The organism is Bradyrhizobium sp. USDA 3315 (genome assembly GCF_054056795.1).
This window is the reverse complement of the sequence record NZ_JBSRYP010000001.1, coordinates 6,780,253-6,801,522: the sequence shown is the minus strand read 5'-3', so window position 1 is coordinate 6,801,522 and position 21,270 is coordinate 6,780,253. Positions and strand designations below refer to the sequence as shown.

Here is a 21,270-nt window from a genome sequence, read left to right as displayed (position 1 = left end):
CTTGTTCAGTGGCGGCGGTGAGCGTTGAGCCGGTTTTCGACGAACAGCGAGTAGCGCGACATTCCAAAGCAGAACACAAAGTAGATCATTCCAGCGAAGGCGAAGCCGGTAAAGGCCGTGGTCGGCGTCGACCAGGTCGGATCGGAGAACGTCGCGTGCAACGATCCCAAGAGGTCGAACAGTGCGACGATCGAAACCAGCGAGGTGTCCTTGAACAGGGCGATGAAGCTGTTGACGAGACCCGGAATGACGTGGCGCAGCGCCTGCGGCATCACGATCAGCGACGTGGTCTTCCACCAGGACAGGCCGAGCGCGCTCGCCGCCTCGCCCTGCCCGCGCGGGATTGCGGCAAGGCCGCCGCGCACCACCTCGGCCTGATAGGCGCCGGCAAACAGCGCAATGCCGATCAGCGCGCGGACCAGCCCGTCGACGTTGAAGTTGCCCGGCAGGAACAGCGGCAGCATGTAGGTTGCGAAGAACAGCACCGTGATCAGCGGCACGCCGCGCCAGAACTCGATGAAGGCGATCGAGAAGATCCGGATCAGCGGAATGGTCGAGCGGCGACCCAGCGCCAGCGCGATCCCGATCGGCATCGAGGTGACGATGCCGGTGACCGACACCACCAGCGTCACCAGGAGGCCGCCCCACAGCCTGGTGTCGACGATAGGCAGTCCGCCGCGGTCGAGCCCCATCAGCTTGATCACGATCGCGATGCCGGCGAAGCTCGCCAGGCTCCCGAGCAGCGCCCGTTGTCCGGTTCGCATGCCGCCGCCGAGGAAAAACAGGATCAGCGAGACGATCGCCGTGGTCAGCAGGAAGTCGAACCACAGCGGCTGGCTCGACATCTGGAGCTGCTCGCGCAGCCAGGTCAACGGAAAGATCAGCCAGCCGATCAGGCTGCCGGCGAGCACGATGATGTTGCCGACGGCCCACAGCAGCGGCCCGATCGCCGAACTCCGGCTGAGATTGACCAGCACCTGACCGGCATTGACGATGCTGTCGTCGAACAGCTGCAAGAGGCTCGCCACCCAGCTGACGCCGAAACCAGATAGTCCGCCGCCGCGCAGCAGGAAGAAGGCGATCGCCGGGAACGCGAAGAAGAACAGACTCGCATTCAGGCCCTTCGCCGGCAGGCGCGGAATAAGGAGTGGCAGCAACAGGACGGCCGCGAGGACGAAGGTCAGGTTGACGCGCCAGCGTTCGGCTTCCGGATAGAAGCCATAGATCAGCTGGGTGAGCTTGGCCTGGATGTAGGGCCAGCAGGCGCCGACCTGACGGCCGGCGGTTTCGGCGAGACACGCATTGCGGTCCTTGCCGCTCCAGACCGCATCGACCAGCAGGAATTTGAACGCGGGAACGATCGTGTACCAGAGCAGCCCCAGCGCCAGGATCGTCAGCAGGATGTTGGTCGGCGAATTCAAGAGCCGCGTGCGGATGAAACCGACGAGGCCGGTGGTCTTCACCGGCGCCCGGCGTTCAGGCACCAGATCCTGCCGGACGAAGGATGACGCGGTGGCGTCGGTCATGCCCCAAGGCTCCGGTTGATGCGCCAGCCATAGACGCTCATGATCGCGCTGGTGACCAGCGAGATCAGCAGGTACACGCCCATGGTGATGGCGATGATCTCGATCGCCTGGCCGGTCTGGCTCAGCGTCGTTCCGGCAAATACCGAGACCAGGTCGGGATAGCCGATCGCGACCGCCAGCGACGAATTCTTGGTCAGGTTGAGGTACTGGTTGGTCAGCGGCGGAACGATGACGCGCATCGCCTGCGGCACGACGATCAGCCGCAAGGTGGTGCCGCGCGACAGGCCGAGCGACGAGCCGGCTTCCATCTGTCCCTTATGGACTGACAGAATGCCGGCGCGGACGATCTCGGCGATGAAGGCCGCCGTATAGGTCGACAGCGCGACCACCAGCGCAACCAGCTCCGGAATCACCCGCGCGCCGCCGGCGAAGTTGAAGCCCTTGAGTTGCGGCAGCTCGAAGGTCACCGGCAGCCCGAACACCAGCATCGTCACCAGCGGCAATCCGGCCAGCAGGCCGAGCACATAGGGCCAGATCCGGATCGCCTGCCCGCGTTGAAACAGCGCCCGCCTTGCGTAGCCGCGCAGCGCCAGCGCGCCTGCGACGCCAATCGCAAGCGCGATCAGAAACGGATCAAGCCCGGGCTCGCCGATCGGCCGCGGAATCACCAGCCCGCGATTGGAGAGGAAGAAGGCGTTGAACAGCGAGATGCTCTGGCGCGGCCCCGGCAGCGCCGCCAGCACCGCGAGGTACCAGAATAACAGCTGGAACAGCAGCGGCAGATTGCGGACGATCTCGACATAGATCTCGCCGAGCCGCGCCAACAGCCAGTTCGGCGACAGCCGGCACAGCGCAATGATGAAGCCGATCATGGTGGCGAAGACGATGCCAATGCCCGCAACCAGCAGCGTGTTGAACAGGCCGACAAAGAACACCCGCGTATAGGTGTCCGATCCCGAATACGGGATCAGATTCAGGCTGACATCAAAGCCCGCATTGTTTTTGAGAAACCCGAACCCGGAGGCAATGCGCTGCGTCTCCAGGTTGGCGCGGGCATTGGCCACGATCTCATAGGCGACCCAGGCCAACACCGCCGCGAACACGATCTGCACGGCAAGGCCAGTCCAGCCGGACTGGCCGCCGAGCACGCGCTTCAGGCGGAAGATGAACTGAGGCGGTGGTTTTCGGGGCTCGGTCGTCATCGCCGCAGTCGCCTCGTCGCCGATCAGCGGATCGGAGGCGCGTACTGGATGCCGCCCTTGTTCCAGAGATTGTTGAGCCCGCGTGCGATCTGCAGCTTCGACCCGACGCCGACGTTGCGATCGTACATCTCGCCGTAATTGCCGACGGCCTTGATGATGCGGGAGAACCAGTCCTTGGTCAGGCCGAGCTGCTCACCGAGATTGCCGTCGGTGCCGAAGGCGCGCTTGAGGTCGGGCTTGTCCGACTTGGCCATCTCGTCGACGTTCTTCTGGGTGACGCCGAGTTCCTCGGCATTGATCTGGGCGAACAGCGCCCACTTCACGATGTCGAACCACTGGTCGTCGCCATGGCGAACCATCGGGCCGAGCGGCTCCTTGGAGATGATCTCGGGCAGCACGACGTGGTCGGCCGGGTTGGCGAGCTTCAGCCGCTGCGCATAGAGTTGGGACACGTCGGAGGTGAACACGTCGCAGCGGCCGGTCTCGTAGGCCTTCACGGTCTCATCGGCGCCGGCGAACGCGATCACCTCGTACTTCATGTTGTTACCCTTGAAGTAGTCGGCGAGGTTCTGCTCGGTCGTGGTGCCGGTCTGCACGCAGACCGACGCGCTGTTCAGCTCCAGCGCCGAGTTCACCTTCAGCGACTTCTTCACCAGAAAGCCCTGCCCGTCATAATAGGTCACGCCGGTGAAGTTGGCGCCGAGCGAGGTATCGCGCGACAGCGTCCAGGTGGTGTTGCGCGACAGCACGTCGATCTCGCCCGACTGCAGCGCGGTGAAGCGGTCCTTGGCTGACAGCGGCACGAACTTGACCTTGGACGGATCGTCGAAGATCGCCGCCGCGATGCCACGGCAGATGTCGACGTCGATGCCGGTCCAGTTCCCCTTGTCGTCCGGCGAGGAGAAGCCAGGCAGGCCGCCGCTGACGCCGCAGGACAGCTGGCCTCGGTCCTTGACCGTCTTGAGGGTTTGCGCCGAGGCGGCCTGGACCGACAGGGCGGCGGCAGCGGCAAGGGTGACAGCCAGGGATACGCGTTTCATGGGCGGGGCCTTTCAGGGTCGTCCGGTGGACGTTTGCATTGTGATCGCCTCGCGTTCACGGGCCATCCCAATGATCCCTTGCAGCAAAAATGCCGATTTGACCGGCAGTTTGACGTGCAAACCGGTCAGGCAACGGATCGTAGGTCGCGGCAGGCCCCTCAACGTGCGGCGACTGGTAGTTGCGCCGCATCACATAGCGACTGACGAGCCGGGTCAAGGGGTTGACGCATGTCTTCTACCTCTTGTTAGTAACACCTCCCGGCCCGGCCCCGTCTTCCCGGCGCGGTACGGCTGCGGCAAAAAGTCTAAAGTTTAACGGCAGCGCTCCATGACCTCCTCCGACGGCTCCACGCCCTCCCACCCGCAACAGGCCGCCACCCGCCTGGTCACGGCCGGCCGCGACACCAAGGCCCAGAAGGGCTTTGTCAATCCACCGGTGTTTCACGGCTCTACCGTGCTCTATCCGACCGCGGAGGACCTGCACGCCCATCGCGCCGAATTTACCTATGGCCGCCATGGCAGCCCGACCACGCGGGCGCTGCAGGACGTGCTGATGGCGCTGGAAGGGCCGCAATGCGCTGGCGTCGGCCTTGCCCCGTCGGGACTGGCGGCGATCAGCACCACGCTGCTCGCCGTACTCAAAACCGGCGATCACCTCCTGGTGTGCGACAATGCCTATCGGCCGACCCGCAATTTCTGCGACAACATGCTCAAGCGCTACGGCATCGAGACCAGCTATTTCGACCCGCTGATCGGCGCCGGCATCGAGACGCTGTTCAAGCCGAACACCCGCGCGGTGCTGATCGAAGCGCCCGGCTCGCAGACGTTCGAGATGCCGGACGTGCGGGCGATATCGGCCGTGGTGCACGCCCGCGGCGCGCTCATGATCGACGACAACACCTGGGCGACGCCGCTCTATCACCGCTCGCTCGAACAGGGCGTCGACATCAGCATGCAGGCCGGCACCAAATATATCGGCGGCCACTCCGACATCATGTTCGGCACCATCGCAGCCAATGCGAAAGCCTGGCCGCTGATCCAGGAGGCGATCCGCCTGCTCGGCGTCTGCGCCGGCCCCGACGACGTCTATCTCGCGCTGCGCGGGGTTCGCACGCTATCGGTGCGGCTTGCGCAGCACCACCGCTCCGGACTCGAGATCGCGCGCTGGCTCGGCGCGCGGCCCGAGGTCGATCGCGTGCTGCACCCTGCCCTCGACACCGATCCCGGGCACGCGATCTGGAAACGCGACTTCACCGGCGCCTCCGGGCTGTTCAGCATCGTGCTGAAGCCGGTGCCACAGACCGCGGTCGATGCAATGCTGAACGCGCTCACTTTGTTCGGCATGGGCTTTTCCTGGGGCGGCTTCGAAAGCCTCGCCATCCCGTTCGACTGCAGCGACTATCGCACCGCGACCAAATGGTCGCCGGGCGGGCCGACGCTGCGGCTGCATATCGGGCTCGAGAATCTCGACGACCTCAAGGCCGATCTCGACCGTGGATTTGCGGCGTTGAAGGCCGCGCTCTGATCCTCGCGCCCTGCCACGTTAGACGACATTAACCACGCTCCACCGGCGCTGACGCCGCGTTGCGACCAACGTCGTACGCCTTAAGCACGCGCGATCTCCGGGATTCTGCGGAGATGCAACGGCGCCGATAACTCGCCGTTCACCATCCCCACCAATCCCTTAATTGTCCGGACCTTCCATCAAGTTCCCTTATACTTTTGCGGCCGTAGTGATGCCTCGGGAAGGGCTGTCAGTGCCGCAAGGACGCGATTGCCCTGTGTGAAGGGCATTCAGACAATCGCATGAAAACGGCACGCATCGTGGTCCTCGGCATCGCCGGCGTCGCAGGCCTCGCGGCCATGTATCTCGCGAGCGTTGGCGATCGCAAACCGGCGCCGGTCGCGCCGCCCGTCGCGCAACTGCCGACCGTCGAAGTGCTGGTCGCAAAGTCCGACATCGGGCTCGGTCAATCGGTCAAGGCCGAAGACATCCAGTGGCAGCGCTGGCCGGCTGAAACTGCAAGCAGCGCGTTCATCCGTCACGACGCCAACGCCAATGCCATGAACGACATCATCGGTTCGATCGCACGCGCGCCCTTCATCGTCGGCGAACCGATCCGCGAGCAGAAGCTGGTCAAGGCCAACGGAAGCGGCTTCATGGCCGCGATCCTGCCCTCCGGCATGCGCGCGATCTCCACCGAAATCTCGCCGGAGACGGGCGCCGGCGGCTTCATTCTGCCGAACGACCGCGTCGATGTGATCCTGTCGCGTCGCGACAAGAATCCCGATCAGCAAGGCGGCCGCGATATCGTCACCACTGAAATCCTGCTGTCCAACGTCCGCGTGCTGGCGATCGACCAGGCGCCGAAGGAGAAGGACGGCAACAACTCCCTCGTCGGCAAGACCGTGACCCTCGAGCTCAAGCCCGAACAGGCCGAGACGCTGGCGCGCGCCCGGCAGAGCGGAACGCTGGCGCTGGCGCTGCGCAGCATCGCCGACGTCAACGAGCAGACCGACGAGACCAGAGACCATGCCCCGAAGCGGGGCGAGAGCATCAAGGTGGTGCGCTTCGGCATCCCGAGCTCTCTGACGACACAGAAGTGATGGGGGCTTCGATATGACGACGGGTGCGAAACAAATGGCGACGTCGACCACGCTGGTCCGCGCGCTGTCATTGTCGGCGATCACTGCGCTGATGCTGATCCCTGCCCTTGCCAGCGCGACCGATCCCGACAAGAACGCGGATGTCGCGGTGACGAGCAGCATCGCCGCCAAGACGCGCTCCGTCTCGCTCGGCGTCGGCAAGTCGGTCGTGGTCGACCTGCCGCGCGAGGCCAAGGACGTTCTGGTCGCCGATCCCAAGATCGCCAACGCCGTGATCCGCTCGGCGCAGCGCGCCTATATCATCGGCGCGGCAGTCGGCCAGACCAACGTGGTGTTCTTCGACGCCGACGGCAACCAGGTCGCCTCCTACGACATCGCGATCAAGCGCGACCTCAACGGCATGCGCGCCGCGCTGAAGCAGATGCTGCCCGGCGTCCAGATCGAGGGCGTCGGCGACAGCGTCGTCCTGACCGGCACGGTGGCAAGCCCGGTCGAAGCCCAGCAGGCGGGCGACATCGCCGCCAAACTGGTCGGCAGCGCCGACAAGGTCGTCAATTCCATCGTGGTCCGCGGCCGCGACCAGGTGATGCTGAAAGTCACCGTCGCCGAAGTCCGCCGGGACGTCGTCAAGCAGCTCGGCGTCGACCTCAGCGCCAATATGAACTACGGCACCGCCGCGGTGGTCTTCAACAACGCCAACGCCTTCACGGCCAATAACGGCGCGCTCGCCCCCAACAACGGGCTGACGGGCGCAGCCCTGAACAAGCTCGGCGTACCGACGGTCACGGCGACGCTGCGCGCGATGGAGAGCGCCGGCGTGGTCAAGACGCTGGCCGAACCCAACCTCACCGCGATCTCCGGGGAGTCGGCGACCTTCATTTCGGGCGGCGAGTTTCCGATTCCGACCGGCGTCACCTGCCAGACGACGACGTCGGGCACGATCGGCAATTGCGTTCAGACCGTCAGCTTCAAGAAGTTCGGTATCTCGCTCAACTTCACTCCGGTGGTGCTGACCGAGGGCCGGATCAGCCTGAAGGTGATGACCGAGGTCTCCGAAGTCTCGATGGAAAACGCCCTAACCGGCGGCCAGAACGGCACGACCATTCCCTCGATCAAGACCCGCCGCGCCGATACCACGCTGGAGGTGCCCTCCGGCGGCTCGATCGCGATGGCCGGTTTGATCCAGGAGCAGACCAAGCAGGCCATCAACGGCATGCCCGGCGTCGACCAGATCCCGATCCTTGGCCAGCTCTTCAGGAGCCAGGACTTCGTCAACAACGAGACTGAGCTCATGGTCATCGTGACGCCCTACGTGGTGCGCGCCGTTGCGCAGAAGGAGCTGTCCCGTCCCGACGACGGATTTGCCCCGGCTTCCGACGCGCAGTCGGCACTGCTGGCGCGCGTCAATCGCATCTACGGCGTTGCCGCCCGCAGCGAGCCGATCGGTGCCACGCCGGTCAATTTCGGCTTCATCATCGACTGAGGCGCGGACCTGAAGGGGTTGGGGGATCCTATGATGACACGCAACACACAAGCCGGTCGTGCCAGGGCGCTGTCGCTGTTGGGCGCCCTCGTCGTCAGCGCGATCGCGCTCGGCGGCTGCAATCTGACGGGCGACAATCTTGCCACCGGCACCGTGGGCGACGACTACCGGCAGCGGCATCCGATCGCGGTGACCGAGGGCGAGCAATCAATCGTCGTCTTCGTCGGCCGCGCCCGCGGCAACCTCACCGAAGCGCAGCGCGACGACGTCATGGGGCTGGCGCGCACCTGGCGCCGCGAAGGCACAGGCGCGATTGCGATCGACGTGCCGGCCGACAGCTCGAACGCGCGCTCGGCACAGGCGGTGTATCAGGAGATCCGCGGCCTGCTGGCGTCGATGGGCGTACCCGCCCATGCCATCACCAAACGCTCCTACCATCTCGATGATCCGCGCGCGCTTCCGACCATTCGGCTGAGCTATCCGAAGATGGCCGCCGTCGCCGGTCCCTGCGGAGTGTGGCCGAGCGACCTCGGTCCCTCGATCTACAATCCGAACTACAACCAGAACAAGCAGTACGACAATTTCGGCTGCGCCACGCAGCGTAACCTTGCCGCGATGGTCGCCAATCCGTCCGACCTCGAACAGCCGCGAACCGAGACCGCAGCCTATACGCCGCGCCGTACGATCGCGTTCGATAAATACCGCAAGGGTGAGTCGACCGCGACCGCCTACCCCGAAGCCGAGAAAGCCAAGCTGAGCGACGCCGCGAAATGACCGAACAACAAGACGAGCCGCAGCACGCCAACGATTACATCGCGCCGGCGCCGCGGATTTCCGTGCAGGCCTTCTGCGCCAGCGTCGCGACCGCCGCGAACGCACGCGCGGCTGCCGACGACCGCCGGCTAGCCAAGGCTCATCTCTCGGTCCATATGGGCGGCATCGCCGCGGCGATCGACGCCTACCACAAGGCGCCGACGCCCAACGTCATCATGCTCGAGACCGAGCCGGATCATGATTTCCTGGCCGGTCTCGACGAGCTCGCCACGGTCTGCGATCCCGGCACCCGCGTCGTGGTGCTCGGCACGGCCGGCGAGACTGCGCCGTATCGCGAACTGGTCCGGCGCGGCGTCAACGACTACGTTATCGGGCCGGTCAAGGTGCTCGACATCGTGCGCTCGATCTGCAGCCTGTTCTCGGCCTCCGAAGCGGTCTCGGTCGGCCGCCTGATCGCGGTCGCGGGCGCCAAGGGCGGCGTCGGCGCCTCGACCATTGCTCACAATGTCGCCTGGACCATCGCACGCGACCTCGGGCTGGATTCGGTCGTCGTCGATCTCGACCTCGCCTTCGGTACCGCCGGGCTGGACTATAATCAGGACCCGGTGCAAGGCATCGCCAACGCCGTGTTCTCGCCTGAGCGTCCGGACTCTGCCTTCATGGAACGCCTGCTCGCAAAGTGCGGCGATCACCTCAGCCTGCTGGCGGCGCCGGCCACCCTCGACCAGGTCTACGATTTCGGCGCCGAGGCGTTCGATGCCATCTTCGATACGATGCGCATGACGACGTCCTGCATCGTGCTCGACGTGCCGCATCAATGGACCGCCTGGACCAAACGCGTGCTGGTCGGTGCCGACGATATCCTGATCGTGGCCGAGCCCGACCTCGCCAACATGCGCAACACCAAGAACATGATGAACCTGTTGAGGACCGCGCGTCCGAACGACCGTCCGCCGCTCTACTGCCTGAACCAGGTCGGCATGTCGAAGCGCCCCGAGATCGAGGTCAAGGATTTCGCCAAGACCATCGAGAGCCAGCCGATCGCGGCGATCCCGTTCGACTGCAGGCTGTTCGGTGAAGCCGCCAACAACGGCCAGATGATCGCGGAAGTCTCCGCGCGTCACCGCACCACAAGGACTTTCCTGCAGATCGCGCAGCGCCTCACCGGCCGTCCCGATCTCGCCGAAGCCCGCGAGTCGTTCCTGTCGCCGATCCTCAAGAAGCTGCAGTCGCGCCGAACCGACGGGCGCCGGGTCGCCGGCTAGCGTCCCGCCTGAAAGCGCCCTAGTCGCGGCGACTGGCTGCGACCGGGATCTTCTCGGCGTCGGCGCGGCTCGCATCCCTGCGCGCCAACAGCCGCTTCAGCGCGGCGACGTTGGCTGAGCCCTGCTCCGCCGGCAAATCGGCCTTCATGATGGTTTCCGCCTCGGACTGGCGGCCCTGCAAGCCAACCACGACGGCGAGATTGGTTCGCACCCGCATGTCGCCGGGGGCGCGCTCCCGGGCACGGCGCAGCGTCTCCTCGGCCTTCGGCAGGTCCTTCGACAGCAGATAGGACAGCCCGATATTGGAGAGCACTGACGGATCGTCAGGCACGATCTTCAGCGCACTCGCATAATACTGCCGCGCCTCGTCGTGGCGATCGAGCTGGTCGAGCACGGCGCCCTGCGCCGACAGGATGCGCCAGTCCGGATCTTCCGGGGTATGCGCACGCCCGAGCACGTCGAATGCCTGCTGGAAATTGCCGTTGTCGGCGAGCGCCCGACCGTAACCTGCGAGCAGCGCCTTGTTGCTGGGCTGCGCCAGCACCGCCTGCTCCATGACGGCGACCGCCTGGGCCCGCTGGCCGGTGGCGCGCAGCGCCCGGGCGTATTTCAGCGCGGCGTCGGTGTCTTTCGGGTTGGCGCGGACGCGCTCGTGGTAGGTCGCGATGTCGCGCCGCGGATCGGCCGGGGCCGGCGTGGCCTCCGCCGTGTCGCCCAATGAGCCGGTGATGTCAGACGGGCCGGAGGTTTGACAGGCGGACAACCCGATCAGCAGGATCGCGGCAGATACCGTGCCCGCGAGACGGCGCGCGCGGCCTGAGGGTCGGGCGAATTTCTCAAACATAAAGCGAGACTCGGAACGGCGAAGGTTCCGGGATGCTCACAGCTTAACCCTAAGGTCCGGTTAAGGATGCCATCATGTCGCCGTCATCCGGCCCAGATGCGGTACCGGACGCCTTGCGAGAAAGCAGCCAAATGGCTGATTCAGTCGACGAACTGGGCGCCGAACTCGTGCCCGATTTGCCAGGCCAACCGGCACTGACGCGGACTGCCGGTCGACAGGATGATGGTGAATTCCGGCGGGATCTCCAGATATTCGGCGATCACCTTGACGCCGCCGGCCGAAATATCGGTGATCATGCAGTCGCGTGGCAGCGACCCTGTGCCCAGCTGAATTTTGGCGACGCTCCGGCACGGGCGGCGTTCGCTCTTGCGGCGATTCATAAACATTCTGATCCCCAAGCCTTTCTGGGCAACTTCCTAGCCTATCGTCATAGCGGGGAAAGATTGGAAACTGCCTAGCGGAACCCATCGCAATTGAGCGGTCGCGTTCGAGATTCGTTTACCGGCGGCGCCCCCGCCGGGCGATACGAGCTGTGATCAATCAGAAATTGAATAGTTGAATGATCTGTGCTGCAGGTCGAATGACGTCTCCCCGATAGGCCGCCTCACTCGATAGCGTGCGTCGCTCCCGCCGTGGTCGCATGAGAACAAAAAGGGGTTGATCGCCAGTCGATAGACGATACCTATGTTCATTCGACTCGAATTCGCCGGGATGCCAGGAAGCATGGGAAGCATTGTTCTGCTCGATCTGATGGGGGGCGTGGCGCTCCTGCTGTGGGGCCTGCACATGGTCCATAGCGGGATTCTGCGCGCCTTCGGACCGGATTTGCGGCTGCTGCTCGCCCGGGCGCTGCGCAATCGCTTTACCGCCCTTGGCGCCGGCCTCGGCCTGACCGCCCTGCTCCAGAGTTCGACCGCGACTGCCCTGATCACCAGTTCCTTCGCCGCCGAAGAGATCGTCAGCCTGGTGCCGGCGCTCGCGATCATGCTCGGTGCCAATATCGGCACCACGCTGATCGTGCAGGTGCTGTCGTTCAACGTCGCTGCCATCGCGCCGGTTCTGTTCATCGTCGGCCTCGTTGCGTTCCGCAGCGGGCCGCGCTCCCGGATCAAGGATCTCGGCCGCGTCTCGATCGGCCTCGGCCTGATGCTGCTGGCCCTGCACATCCTGCTCGATACGATGGCGCCCGCCGAGAATGCCCCGGGCGTGCGCGTGTTCCTGGGCGCGATCACCGGCGATCCCGTGCTCTGCATCCTGATCGGCGCCGTCGTCACCTGGCTGGTCCATTCCAGTGTCGCCAGCGTGCTGCTGGTGATGTCGCTGGCCTTTTCCCAGTTCATCTCGCCCTATGCCGCATTTGCGCTGGTGCTCGGCGCCAACCTCGGCAGTGCCATCAATCCGCTGCTGGAGGGCGCGCGGCGCGACAATCCGGCGAGCTACCGGCTGCCGGTCGGCAATCTCGTCAACCGCGTCGTCGGCATCCTGCTGGTGGCGCCGTTCCTGCGCCCGATCACCGAGATCATCTACGCCTGGCAGCCCGATCTCGCCAAGGCGACTGCGCTGTTCCACATCGCCTTCAACGTCGCGACCGCGCTGCTGTTCATCGGCGTGCTCGACCACATGGCGCGGCTGCTCGAGCGTCTGCTGCCGAAGCGAGCGCAGGAGACCGATCCATCACGGCCGCGCTATCTCGACGAGAGTGCGCTGGAGACGCCTTCACTGGCGCTGGCCGATGCGGCGCGCGAGGTGCTGCATATGGGCGATCACACCGAGGCCATGCTGCGCAAGGTGATGGCGGCGATGCTGACCAACGATCGCGCCCTGGTCGACCAGGTGTCGAAGATGGACAACACCGTCGACCGGCTGAACGAGGCGATCAAGCTTTACGTCACGAAACTCACCCGCGGCAGCCTGGACGAGCGCGAGGGCCAGCGCGCGATGGAGATCGTCGCGTTCGCGATCAATCTCGAGCATATCGGCGACATCATCGACAAGAACCTGAGCGAGCTCGCAACCAAGAAGATCAAGCATCGCCTGCAATTCTCCAGCGAAGGCGCCGAGGAATTGTCGGCGTTCCATAAGCGCACGATCGACTCGCTGCGGATCGCGTTCGGCGTGTTCATGTCGGGCGATGCCAACGAGGCGCGCAAGCTGCTCACCGAGAAGGCGGCGCTGCGCGCGGCCGAATTGGCCGCCGTCGAGCGTCATCTGGAGCGCCTGCGCGAAGGCCGGCCCGAAACCATCGAGACCACTTCGCTGCATCTCGACGTGCTGCGCGACCTTCGCCGCATCCATTCGCACATCTGCTCGGTTGCCTATCCCGTTCTCGATGCCGCCGGCGAGACCGCCGCCGATCGCGAGAGCACCACCATGGAAGCGACCGAGGTTGCGGCGCCCGCGGCTTCGAGCTCTCCGGGTTCCTAACGCCGGCAAGGCCCGCCGCGCCGGCATGGCGTGATGCGATCTGCGCTCGCTATGTCGGCGGCCGATGTTCGGAGCCGGAACGCCGCTGCGGAAGCGCAGAAACCGCAGCGAGTTGGTTGATGCTGTCACGCTGGCGATCGAAGGCCCCGAGCAGATCCCCTTGCAGCAGCCGGCCGCCCGACAGCTTCATCCGAAGCGGATCGACGTTGCGGCCGTTGATCCGCACCTCGTAATAAAGGTGCGGTCCGGTCGAGAGCCCGGTCGATCCGACAAAGGCGATCGTCTCGCCCTGACGGACGCGGTCTCCGATCTTCAGCCCGGGCGGGAAGCTCGCGACGTGGGCATAGGTCGTCTCATAGCCGCGGTCGTGCCGCACGCGGATATATTTCCCGTACCCGCGTTCGTACCCTTCGGTCTCGACGACGCCGGCGCCCGCGGCCGCGATGGGCGACCCATAGGGCGCTGCATAATCAACGCCCTCATGGAAGCGGCGGTCGCCAAGGATCGGATGAATCCGCCAACCAAAGCCGTCGCCGAGCCGCCCGCTCACGACCGGCTTGCGCAACAGGAATTTGGTGATGGACTGGCCGGTCTCATCATAGAAATCGGAGCTGCCATCGTCCGGCGCCGTGAAGCGATAGTACCGGCGGGTCTGCCCGCCCGCCGTCAAATCGATGAAGACCAACTCCGGCTGACCGATGTCGTTCGGCGCGTAGATGATCTCGGCCACATCGGCGTCGCCGAGCGGCTCGTCGAGATCGAAATCGCGGCCACAGAGCCGCATCAGTTCAGCAACGATCCCCTGGTCGACGTGGTTGGAGCGCGCAAGCGCGTCAAGGCCGTCACGCAGTGTTTCGCCCGGAACGGAATGCGTATCGATCGACTCACGCAGCGGGCTCTCGCTGCGCGCGGCGATGTCGGGCTGTTCGGGCGCGATCGGCTGGTATTGGCCGCCATCGGTGCGACCGACGGCGGACACATCGGAGCCGGCGCGTTCGATCGACACCTTCGCGACATGGCCGCGCGGCGAACCGGCGTCTTCGCCTTGTTCGATGACCGTGATTTTCTCGCCACCGGACAGCGTCTCCAGAGCGCCAGGCGACGGGAAAGCCGCCAGGATCGCCGGCGCGTCCTCCGCGGCCGCCGCCAGCGCCCGCAGAATGGCGGACAGCGTGTCGCCGCTCCTCGCGATAATGACATGTCGACGGTGACGCGACGACGTAGGCGACTTCGGAAGGTTGGTGACGTTGACAGCCTCGCCGATCGGAGCCGGCGGATGCGGCACGTCTTCACCGTCAGCATAGGCGCTGGTGCCGCCCGGCAGCGGGCGCCGCGCTGGACCTGTCCGTATGATGGCCGGCAGCTCCGACAGCAGGTCGCGTTGCGAGCCCGCTCGCGCGTCGTCCTTTTCGTCTCCCCGCGCTTCCTGGTGTGGCGCGAGATCGATCTCCGCGAGCCGCGCTGACACGCGGGTAAATCGACGGACCGCGCCGGCATCGCTCAGCTGCTCAATCTTGAGCGCAGCGGAATTGCCCTGCGGGCCGAGCCTCCGGTCGAGACGATCGCCGCGTCGCGCCTCGTCAACCACCTGCCCTGCAAAGCGCGGAAGTGACACGTCCGGCGCGGCTGCGAATCGCGCGTGATCGCCAAACGCCCCACGAAGCGCACCGGCAAGAAGAGCGACGGCGGCGGATCCGATCAGAATCGTCCCCGCCATCCAGCGGAGACTGACGGCGCGCCGGTCAGGCAATTTGCGCTCGCCGGTGAGCGGTGGCTCGTCAAGCGACGGAATATTGCGGACGGTCGATAGATAACCAGCCGCTTTCGTCGCTTCGTCACGGCTGGTCATCAACGCCCCTCATCCCCTGGGGCACGGTCTCGAGATGCCGCCACGCCCACGGCAAGCCGTAGATGCCATGCGGCTTGGGGCGAATGTTTGACCTTGGTTCAGATTCGGTCGCAATTGATGCCGGGCTGAGCCCGATGCTGGAATCTATCGAGCTTCCCGAACAAGGCCCGGCATACCGCTCGCCGCTCCGACGATGACGGCAATCAGCTGTCGAGCGTTTTCGACCCGCGGCCGCGGTTCTTCACGATCAGCATGATGTTGCGGATGTAGATCAGCGTGGCGAGACCCTGCCCGATGATGATGACGGGCTCGCGCTTGGCAAGCCCATAGATCAGCGTCATCAGGCCGCCGCCCATCGAAAAGAACCAGAACGCCATCGGCACCACGCTCTGGCCGGCGCGTTCGCTGGAGATCCACTGCACGAGGAAGCGCGCGGTGAAGAACAATTGCGCGATCAGTCCGAACGCCAGCCAGAAGTCGAACTTGGCGATGAACACGTCGTAGAGATAGGCGCTCAGCGCCTGACCGTACTGAATCAGCATCACTTCACCTCGGTCACGCCCGGCACACCAGTGACATCGGGCACTTCAGCGACCACTTCAGTGACGACCGGCGTCGGCTTCTTGCGGCGGATCAGCCACCACACGCCGGCGAGATCCATGATCCCGATCCAGAGCCGGTCGAAGAATCCATAGTTCGACACGCCGGAATGGCGCGGCCGGTCGACGACGTCGACATAGGCAATCGTCAGCCCCTCGCGGCGGACCAGTGCCGGAAGAAAACGATGCAGCCCGTCGAAGTAAGGCATCGCCAGAAACACCTCGCGCGGAAACGCCTTCAGGCCGCATCCGGTGTCGCGGGTGCCGTCGCGCAGGATGATGCCGCGCACCGTGTTGGCGATGCGCGATTGCAGCTTCTTGAAGCCGGTGTCCTTGCGCCCGACGCGCTGGCCCGCGGCGAGGCCGACGCGGCCGTTGCCACTCTCGACCGCCGCGATCAGGTCCGGCAAGAAGGCGGGATTGTTCTGCCCGTCACCGTCGAGCGTCGCCACGATCGCGCCGCGCGCGGCGCGCACGCCGCTGCGCACGGCCGCCGACTGGCCCGACGAGACCGCGTGGCGGAGCTGCCGGAGATTGGGCCGCCCGGCCATGACCCCGCTCAGCCGCTCGCCGGTGGCATCCGTCGAGCCGTCATTGACGTAGACGATCTCGTAAGCCCAGCGTCCGTCGAGCGCGGCCGCGATCTCGGCGATCAACGGCGCGATATTGTCCGCCTCGTTGCGCACAGGCACGACGATGGAAACGGCGACCGGCGTCTGATCGGGAGCAGGCAAATCGGCACTCGTGGTTGGTGTTGTCGGCGATGGAACCAGCCCGATCCGGCCGTCGGGCGACCGCTTTTATGGGGCGAAGGCGCTCCTCGCAACCCTTTTGAGACGCCCGTCCGACGGTCCTGACAGCGCCACCACAGTGCCGTCGCGATGAATGGCAAAACCAAGGCGGCGGGCGGCGAACCAGTAGCGCACGACCATTGCGCCGATCACCCCGACCAGCGCGCCGGCCACCACGTCGCTCGGATGATGCGCCAGCAGCACGAGCCGGGTTGCGGCGATGACCAGCGCATAGACCAGCATCGCGAACCGCGCGCCCGGCCACACCGCGGATATGGCAAAGGCCAGCGCGAACGCCGTGATCGAATGTCCCGACGGAAAGCTCGAATAGGCCTCGGTGCCGGCGAAATGCTGGAAGTTGAAGGCATTGGCCTTGCCGCCGACAAAGGGCCGCCCGCGGCCGACGATCCACTTGATCAATTCGCCGACAGCGACCGAGAGCACGACCGACAGAAACAGGTATTGCAGCCTTGTCCCGAAGCCAAGCAAGGTGGCGCGCGGCACGCCGCGCAGCGCAGGCGCCGCCAGCGCGACCACGATCAGCAGCAGGCCAAGCGCGCACAGCACATACTCGTCCTTGCCGAAATCGGTGAGCGTCTTCACCCACCACAGACCTGGCGTGCCGCGTGGCGGCATCAGACTGATCTCGGTGACATCGAACGCATACATCAGCGTGATGATCACGGCGCCGACGATGACGACGAGCAAAAGTCCGTGGCGCGCGGAGCGGCGAGCCGCCTCGGCACGGCGCGAATGCGACGGCGCCCGCACGAGCTGGGCAAAGGACAGCCAAACCAGCGTCAGCAATCGTCCGAAATAGTTGGCGGATTCCGGGTTGGCTGGCAGCGCCGGCATGTCATTCCGTCCCTTCGGAACGGAAGATCGCGATCGAGACCGCCTTGCCCTGCGAGATGTTGTAGCCCTCGACGCGCACCGGCGCGTTGTAGCGCAGGCCAATCGCCTCGGCGCGCTGCACGAAGGCGCGCTCCGAGCGCTGTTCGACCAGCGCGAAGCGGCAGGAGCCCTGCCCGAGGAAATCCGCGGCGCCCGATCCGTCGGTGAGCAGCGTCGAGGTATCGGTCATGAACACGAGGCTCGGCTCGTGGAAACCGGCGGCTGCCGCCTTCGGGCCGACGCAGGTCACGTTACGCAAGGCGCGTGCGACCTCCTGGCTCGGAAATACGGTGGTGAGCCGCGGCAGCACCACGCCATAGGTGCCGGCTGCCATCAGCACCGCGGCAATCACCGCATTGAGCAGCGAGCGCTCGGCGCGGCTGTCCTCGAACAACCACCACGCGATCAGGCCGAACACCATCGCGACGGCGAACAACGGCCAGGCCGGAAACACCGGTTGATGGATCGCCTTGATGGCGCCGACGATCATCAGCACCGCGCCGAAGGCGGGGATCGCGAACCACCAGGCGGCGCCGCGCAACAGCCAGGGCGAGCGCGACAGCACGCGCCGCTCCAGCGCGCCGACGGTCAGGATCGCGATCGCCGGATAGAGCGGCAGCACGTAATGCGGCAGCTTGGTCAGCACGGCCTCGAACACGATCCAGGACGGGATCAGCCAGGCCAGCAGGAACTGCGCACCGGGCTCGCGCCGCGCCCGCCACACCGCAGGCGCCGCCATGCCGGCCAGCGGCGCACCGGGCCAGAACGTGATCCAGAACAGCAGCAGATAGAGTCCAGGCGGCGCGCCATGGGATTCCTGAGCACCGAGCTTGCTCAGCATGTCGCCGCCGACCGAGTCGGCAAAGAAGGTCTCGCCGGCGCGCAGGAAAATCAGCACGAACCACGGCAGCACCAGCACCAGGGTCCACATCAGGCCCCAGACCGGGCGCATGCGCCAGAACCAGGCCGCCGATCGGTCGAGAATCGCAAGCCCCGCCATCGCAAGGCCGACGAACATCAGGATCAGCGGCCCCTTGAGCAGGATGCCGACCGCCAGTGCCGTCCAGAAGACCGCGGGCGGACCCCATGACGGGTGTGCGGGATCCTCGCCGCGCTGCCACGACAGATAGACTCGCGCCATCGCGCCCATCGCCGCGGTGACTGTCAGCAGCAGCATCGCGTCGGTCTTGGCGAGCCGCGCTTCGACCCCGAGCAGTACGCAGCTTGCCATCATCAGGGCGGCCAGCACCGCCCCCTGCCGCGTCACGAAGGCCAGCGCGGTCCAATAGGTCAGCAAAACGGCGCCGATGGCGCCGATCAGGGACGGCAGGCGGTACACCCAGATGCGGACCTGGGCGCGCGGCACCCCGAGCGCGGAGACGGTCTTCAGCGCAGCCGCCTGCATCCAGTAGATGCCAACCGGTTTCTTGTAACGGACGTCGTCCTGGAAGCGGATGTCGACGAAATCGCCACTCTCGACCATCTGCTTGGTCGCCTGGGCAAAGCGGACCTCGTCACGGTCGATCGGCGGGATGGTGAAGAACCCCGGCAGGAACAGCACCAGGCAGGTCAGCGTCAGGAACAGGATCGAACGCCATTGGCTGGCCGTTGCGAACTCGAACGCCATGAACAGCCTGCGGCCCGAATGCGCAGGTTTTACAGACTGTTGCCCTGCTCCGAAGCGCCGGGGTTGGAGGCCATCCACCATGGGTTTCGCATACGATGAAACCGCACCGCAAACAACTGTGCTGTTCCGCTTTCCGACCGTGCCGCTCCGCTTTCCCGTGCGATCATTGCACGCGGATCACAACGGTATCCGCGGCCCCCGTGGCGTCGATCACGGTGAGCCGCGCGAAGCCCGGCCCGGGCGGCTCGATCAGGCGCTGGCGCCGGCTGTCGATGTCCCCGGCTGAGACACCATTCACAAGGACCGTCAGCGGCAGCACCCCGCCGGCGACCTTGACCGGCAGCGCGGCATTGCGGCCGCCCTCGGATTGATCGACATCGATGCGCGAGCCGTTCAGCGGAAACTGGATGTGCGGAGCCTGGTCGTTGCCGCTACGGACCAGTTCGCCGAGCGGCCGGAAGCGGCGCAGCGGCGGCGGCAGTTTCGCGTTGGATGCGACCAGCACGCCGCGTGGCGGCTTCGGCAATGCCGCCGGGATTTTGCCGGTGCGTGCAAAGGCGCCGAACAGGATCGGCGCCGCGGCGGTGCGGCCAACCAGACCCGGCACCGGCGCGCCGTCGGGACGGCCGACCCAGACGCCGATCGTGACGCGGCCGTCGAAGCCGACCGACCAGGCATCGCGATAGCCATAGCTGGTGCCGGTCTTGAACGCGATCCGGTTGTGCACGCCGTTCTCCGGCGGCGGCGTGCCGAGCAGGACGTTGCCGACCTGCCAGGCCGCAGCCTGATCCATCAGCCGCATCGTGTCGCGGCTGTCATTCTCCTGCATGATCTCGCGCAACGGTTTAGTCGCGCCGAGCCGTGCCAGGCCGGAATAGAGCTGAGCGAGATCCTGCAACGTGATGCCGACACCGCCGAGACCCATCGCAAGGCCCGGCGCCTCGTCCTTCGGCAGCACGAGACTGGTGCCGGCCTGCTTCAGCCGCGACGACAGCCGGCTGGCACCGACCCGGTCGAGCAGCGCGATCGCCGGCACGTTGAGCGACAATTGCAGCGCCTTGCGGATCGGCACCGTGCCCTGGAACGTCATGTCGAAATTTTCCGGCGCGTAGGTGCCGAAGCGGATCGGCCGGTCCTCGATCAGGCTGTCGGGATGGACAAAGCCATCCTCGAAGGCAAGGCCATAGATGAACGGCTTCAAGGTCGAGCCCGGCGAGCGCACCGCGCGCGTCATGTCGACCTGCCCGGCCCGCCGCTCATCGAAATAATCCGCCGAGCCGACGCGCGCGAGCACGTCGCCCGTCTCATTGTCGACCACGACGATCGCAACCGAGACGTCAGGCCCCTGCGCGATGGCGCGGTCGCGCGCCAGCGCCTCCAGGTTCCGTTGTAGCGCGGCGTCGAGCGTCAGCTTGATGACGGGCGCATCCTTCATCGTCGCGATCGCCTGATCGGACGAATGCGGCGCCAGGATCGGAATCTGCTTGCGCATCTTCGGCACCGCCGTCGCCGTGGCCTGCGCGGCATCGTCCTTCGACACCACGCCATCCTCGACCATGCGCTCGAGCACGCGGTCGCGGGCGGCGTGGGCGGCGTCGGGGTAACGATCGAGCCGCCGCCGCTCCGGCGATTGCGGCAGCGCCACCAGCAGCGCGGCTTCGGCGAGCGACAGCCGCTTCGGCTCCTTGCCGAAATAGGCGATCGAGGCGGCGCGGACGCCCTCGAGATTGCCGCCGAACGGTGCCAGCGCGAGATAGAGATCGAGGATCTGGTCCTTCGAGAGCTGCCGCTCCAGTTCGACCGCCCGCACCATCTGCCGCAGCTTTGCGTAGACCGAGCGCTGGTGGCGCGGCTCGATCAGCCGCGCCAGCTGCATCGTGATCGTCGAACCGCCCGAGACGATATGACCGCTGGTGAGAAGCTGGAATGCGGCGCGCGACAGCGCCAGCGGATCGATGCCGTGATGCTCATAGAAGCGCTTGTCCTCATAGGCGAACAAGAGCTTCAGATAGGTGGGATCGACTGACGTCTTCGCATCGACCGGCAGCCGCCAGCGCCCGTCCGTCATCGCATAGGCGCGGAGCAACTTGCCGTTGCGATCGATCACCGTGGTCGAGACCTGCTGCGCTTTGTCGAGCGGCAACGGCCCGAGCGAAACGATCCAGGCGGCGAAGGCGCCGGTGATCGCAATAAGGACGACGGCCATTGCGGCCGCGACGCGGAGCGCCAGCCGCCCGCTGCGCTTGTCATGCCCGGGCTTGACCCGGGCATCCACATCCTTCGTTCGCATGGACGCGCCTATGAATGGCCGGGTCAAGCCCGGCCATGACGAGAAGAGTTTGCGC

17 protein-coding genes are annotated in these 21,270 nt (G+C 65.8%); 6 read left to right on the top strand and 11 right to left on the bottom strand.

What is annotated here, in order from left to right:
- Nucleotides 1–5: 5 nt before the first annotated feature.
- From ACVIYL_RS31890 to ACVIYL_RS31880, 3 genes are read right to left on the bottom strand one after another with little or no spacing between them, the layout of a single operon-like run.
- Complete coding sequence (locus tag ACVIYL_RS31890; RefSeq protein ID WP_456780492.1) at nucleotides 6–1,526, bottom strand: amino acid ABC transporter permease; 1,521 nt, start codon at nucleotides 1,524–1,526, stop codon at nucleotides 6–8.
- A complete protein-coding gene (locus ACVIYL_RS31885) occupies nucleotides 1,523–2,728 on the bottom strand; it encodes an ABC transporter permease subunit (RefSeq protein WP_438080043.1) in 1,206 nt (401 codons plus the stop codon). Before ACVIYL_RS31885 ends, ACVIYL_RS31890 begins: the two co-directional genes overlap by 4 nt.
- 23 nt (nucleotides 2,729–2,751) lie before the next feature.
- Entirely contained in the window at nucleotides 2,752–3,768 is a 1,017-nt protein-coding gene (locus tag ACVIYL_RS31880) for an amino acid ABC transporter substrate-binding protein (protein ID WP_028339759.1), read from the bottom strand.
- Between the two features lie 328 nt (nucleotides 3,769–4,096).
- On the opposite strand from ACVIYL_RS31880, the gene metC reads away from it, so the two are divergent.
- The 5 genes from metC to ACVIYL_RS31855 all read left to right on the top strand — a co-directional run bounded on the left by metC (nucleotide 4,097) and on the right by ACVIYL_RS31855 (nucleotide 9,897).
- Nucleotides 4,097–5,293 (top strand): cystathionine beta-lyase, encoded by a 1,197-nt coding sequence (metC, locus tag ACVIYL_RS31875; RefSeq protein WP_456780491.1) that lies wholly within the window; start codon nucleotides 4,097–4,099, stop codon nucleotides 5,291–5,293.
- 281 nt (nucleotides 5,294–5,574) lie between these two features.
- Nucleotides 5,575–6,375 (top strand): Flp pilus assembly protein CpaB, encoded by an 801-nt coding sequence (cpaB, locus tag ACVIYL_RS31870; protein ID WP_057016555.1) that lies wholly within the window; start codon nucleotides 5,575–5,577, stop codon nucleotides 6,373–6,375.
- Nucleotides 6,376–6,409: 34 nt separating this feature from the next.
- The gene (locus tag ACVIYL_RS31865; RefSeq protein WP_038377148.1) at nucleotides 6,410–7,858 is read left to right on the top strand and encodes a type II and III secretion system protein family protein; all 1,449 of its coding nucleotides are present in this window, start codon (nucleotides 6,410–6,412) and stop codon (nucleotides 7,856–7,858) included.
- A gap of 33 nt (nucleotides 7,859–7,891) precedes the next feature.
- The gene (locus ACVIYL_RS31860; RefSeq protein ID WP_456780490.1) at nucleotides 7,892–8,632 is read left to right on the top strand and encodes a CpaD family pilus assembly protein; all 741 of its coding nucleotides are present in this window, start codon (nucleotides 7,892–7,894) and stop codon (nucleotides 8,630–8,632) included.
- A complete protein-coding gene (locus ACVIYL_RS31855; RefSeq protein ID WP_168858549.1) occupies nucleotides 8,629–9,897 on the top strand; it encodes an AAA family ATPase in 1,269 nt (422 codons plus the stop codon). Before ACVIYL_RS31860 ends, ACVIYL_RS31855 begins: the two co-directional genes overlap by 4 nt.
- Nucleotides 9,898–9,916: 19 nt before the next feature.
- Here the strand turns inward: ACVIYL_RS31855 and ACVIYL_RS31850 are convergent, their stop codons facing one another.
- Nucleotides 9,917–10,741, bottom strand: a complete 825-nt coding sequence (locus ACVIYL_RS31850; RefSeq protein ID WP_456780489.1) for a tetratricopeptide repeat protein — start codon at nucleotides 10,739–10,741, stop codon at nucleotides 9,917–9,919.
- Nucleotides 10,742–10,881: 140 nt separating this feature from the next.
- Complete coding sequence (locus ACVIYL_RS31845; RefSeq protein WP_026192789.1) at nucleotides 10,882–11,127, bottom strand: PilZ domain-containing protein; 246 nt, start codon at nucleotides 11,125–11,127, stop codon at nucleotides 10,882–10,884.
- 337 nt (nucleotides 11,128–11,464) lie between these two features.
- Between ACVIYL_RS31845 and ACVIYL_RS31840 the strand changes: the two genes are divergently transcribed.
- Nucleotides 11,465–13,165, top strand: coding sequence for a Na/Pi cotransporter family protein (locus tag ACVIYL_RS31840; protein ID WP_456780488.1), 1,701 nt, complete (start codon nucleotides 11,465–11,467; stop codon nucleotides 13,163–13,165).
- Between the two features lie 49 nt (nucleotides 13,166–13,214).
- Here the strand turns inward: ACVIYL_RS31840 and ACVIYL_RS31835 are convergent, their stop codons facing one another.
- The 6 genes from ACVIYL_RS31835 to pbpC form a co-directional block, all read right to left on the bottom strand.
- Nucleotides 13,215–15,014: a M23 family metallopeptidase gene (locus ACVIYL_RS31835; RefSeq protein WP_456780487.1), complete on the bottom strand. Its 1,800-nt coding sequence runs from the start codon at nucleotides 15,012–15,014 to the stop codon at nucleotides 13,215–13,217.
- Nucleotides 15,015–15,217: 203 nt separating this feature from the next.
- Entirely contained in the window at nucleotides 15,218–15,556 is a 339-nt protein-coding gene (locus ACVIYL_RS31830; protein ID WP_016845896.1) for a lipid-A-disaccharide synthase N-terminal domain-containing protein, read from the bottom strand.
- Nucleotides 15,556–16,347, bottom strand: coding sequence for a glycosyltransferase family 2 protein (locus tag ACVIYL_RS31825; RefSeq protein WP_456780486.1), 792 nt, complete (start codon nucleotides 16,345–16,347; stop codon nucleotides 15,556–15,558). Before ACVIYL_RS31825 ends, ACVIYL_RS31830 begins: the two co-directional genes overlap by 1 nt.
- A gap of 66 nt (nucleotides 16,348–16,413) precedes the next feature.
- The gene (locus ACVIYL_RS31820; protein WP_168858553.1) at nucleotides 16,414–17,259 is read right to left on the bottom strand and encodes a phosphatase PAP2 family protein; all 846 of its coding nucleotides are present in this window, start codon (nucleotides 17,257–17,259) and stop codon (nucleotides 16,414–16,416) included.
- Between the two features lies 1 nt (nucleotide 17,260).
- Nucleotides 17,261–19,006, bottom strand: a complete 1,746-nt coding sequence (locus ACVIYL_RS31815; protein ID WP_456780485.1) for an ArnT family glycosyltransferase — start codon at nucleotides 19,004–19,006, stop codon at nucleotides 17,261–17,263.
- Nucleotides 19,007–19,088: 82 nt separating this feature from the next.
- The gene (gene pbpC, locus ACVIYL_RS31810) at nucleotides 19,089–21,215 is read right to left on the bottom strand and encodes a penicillin-binding protein 1C (RefSeq protein WP_456780484.1); all 2,127 of its coding nucleotides are present in this window, start codon (nucleotides 21,213–21,215) and stop codon (nucleotides 19,089–19,091) included.
- Nucleotides 21,216–21,270 lie beyond the last annotated feature (55 nt).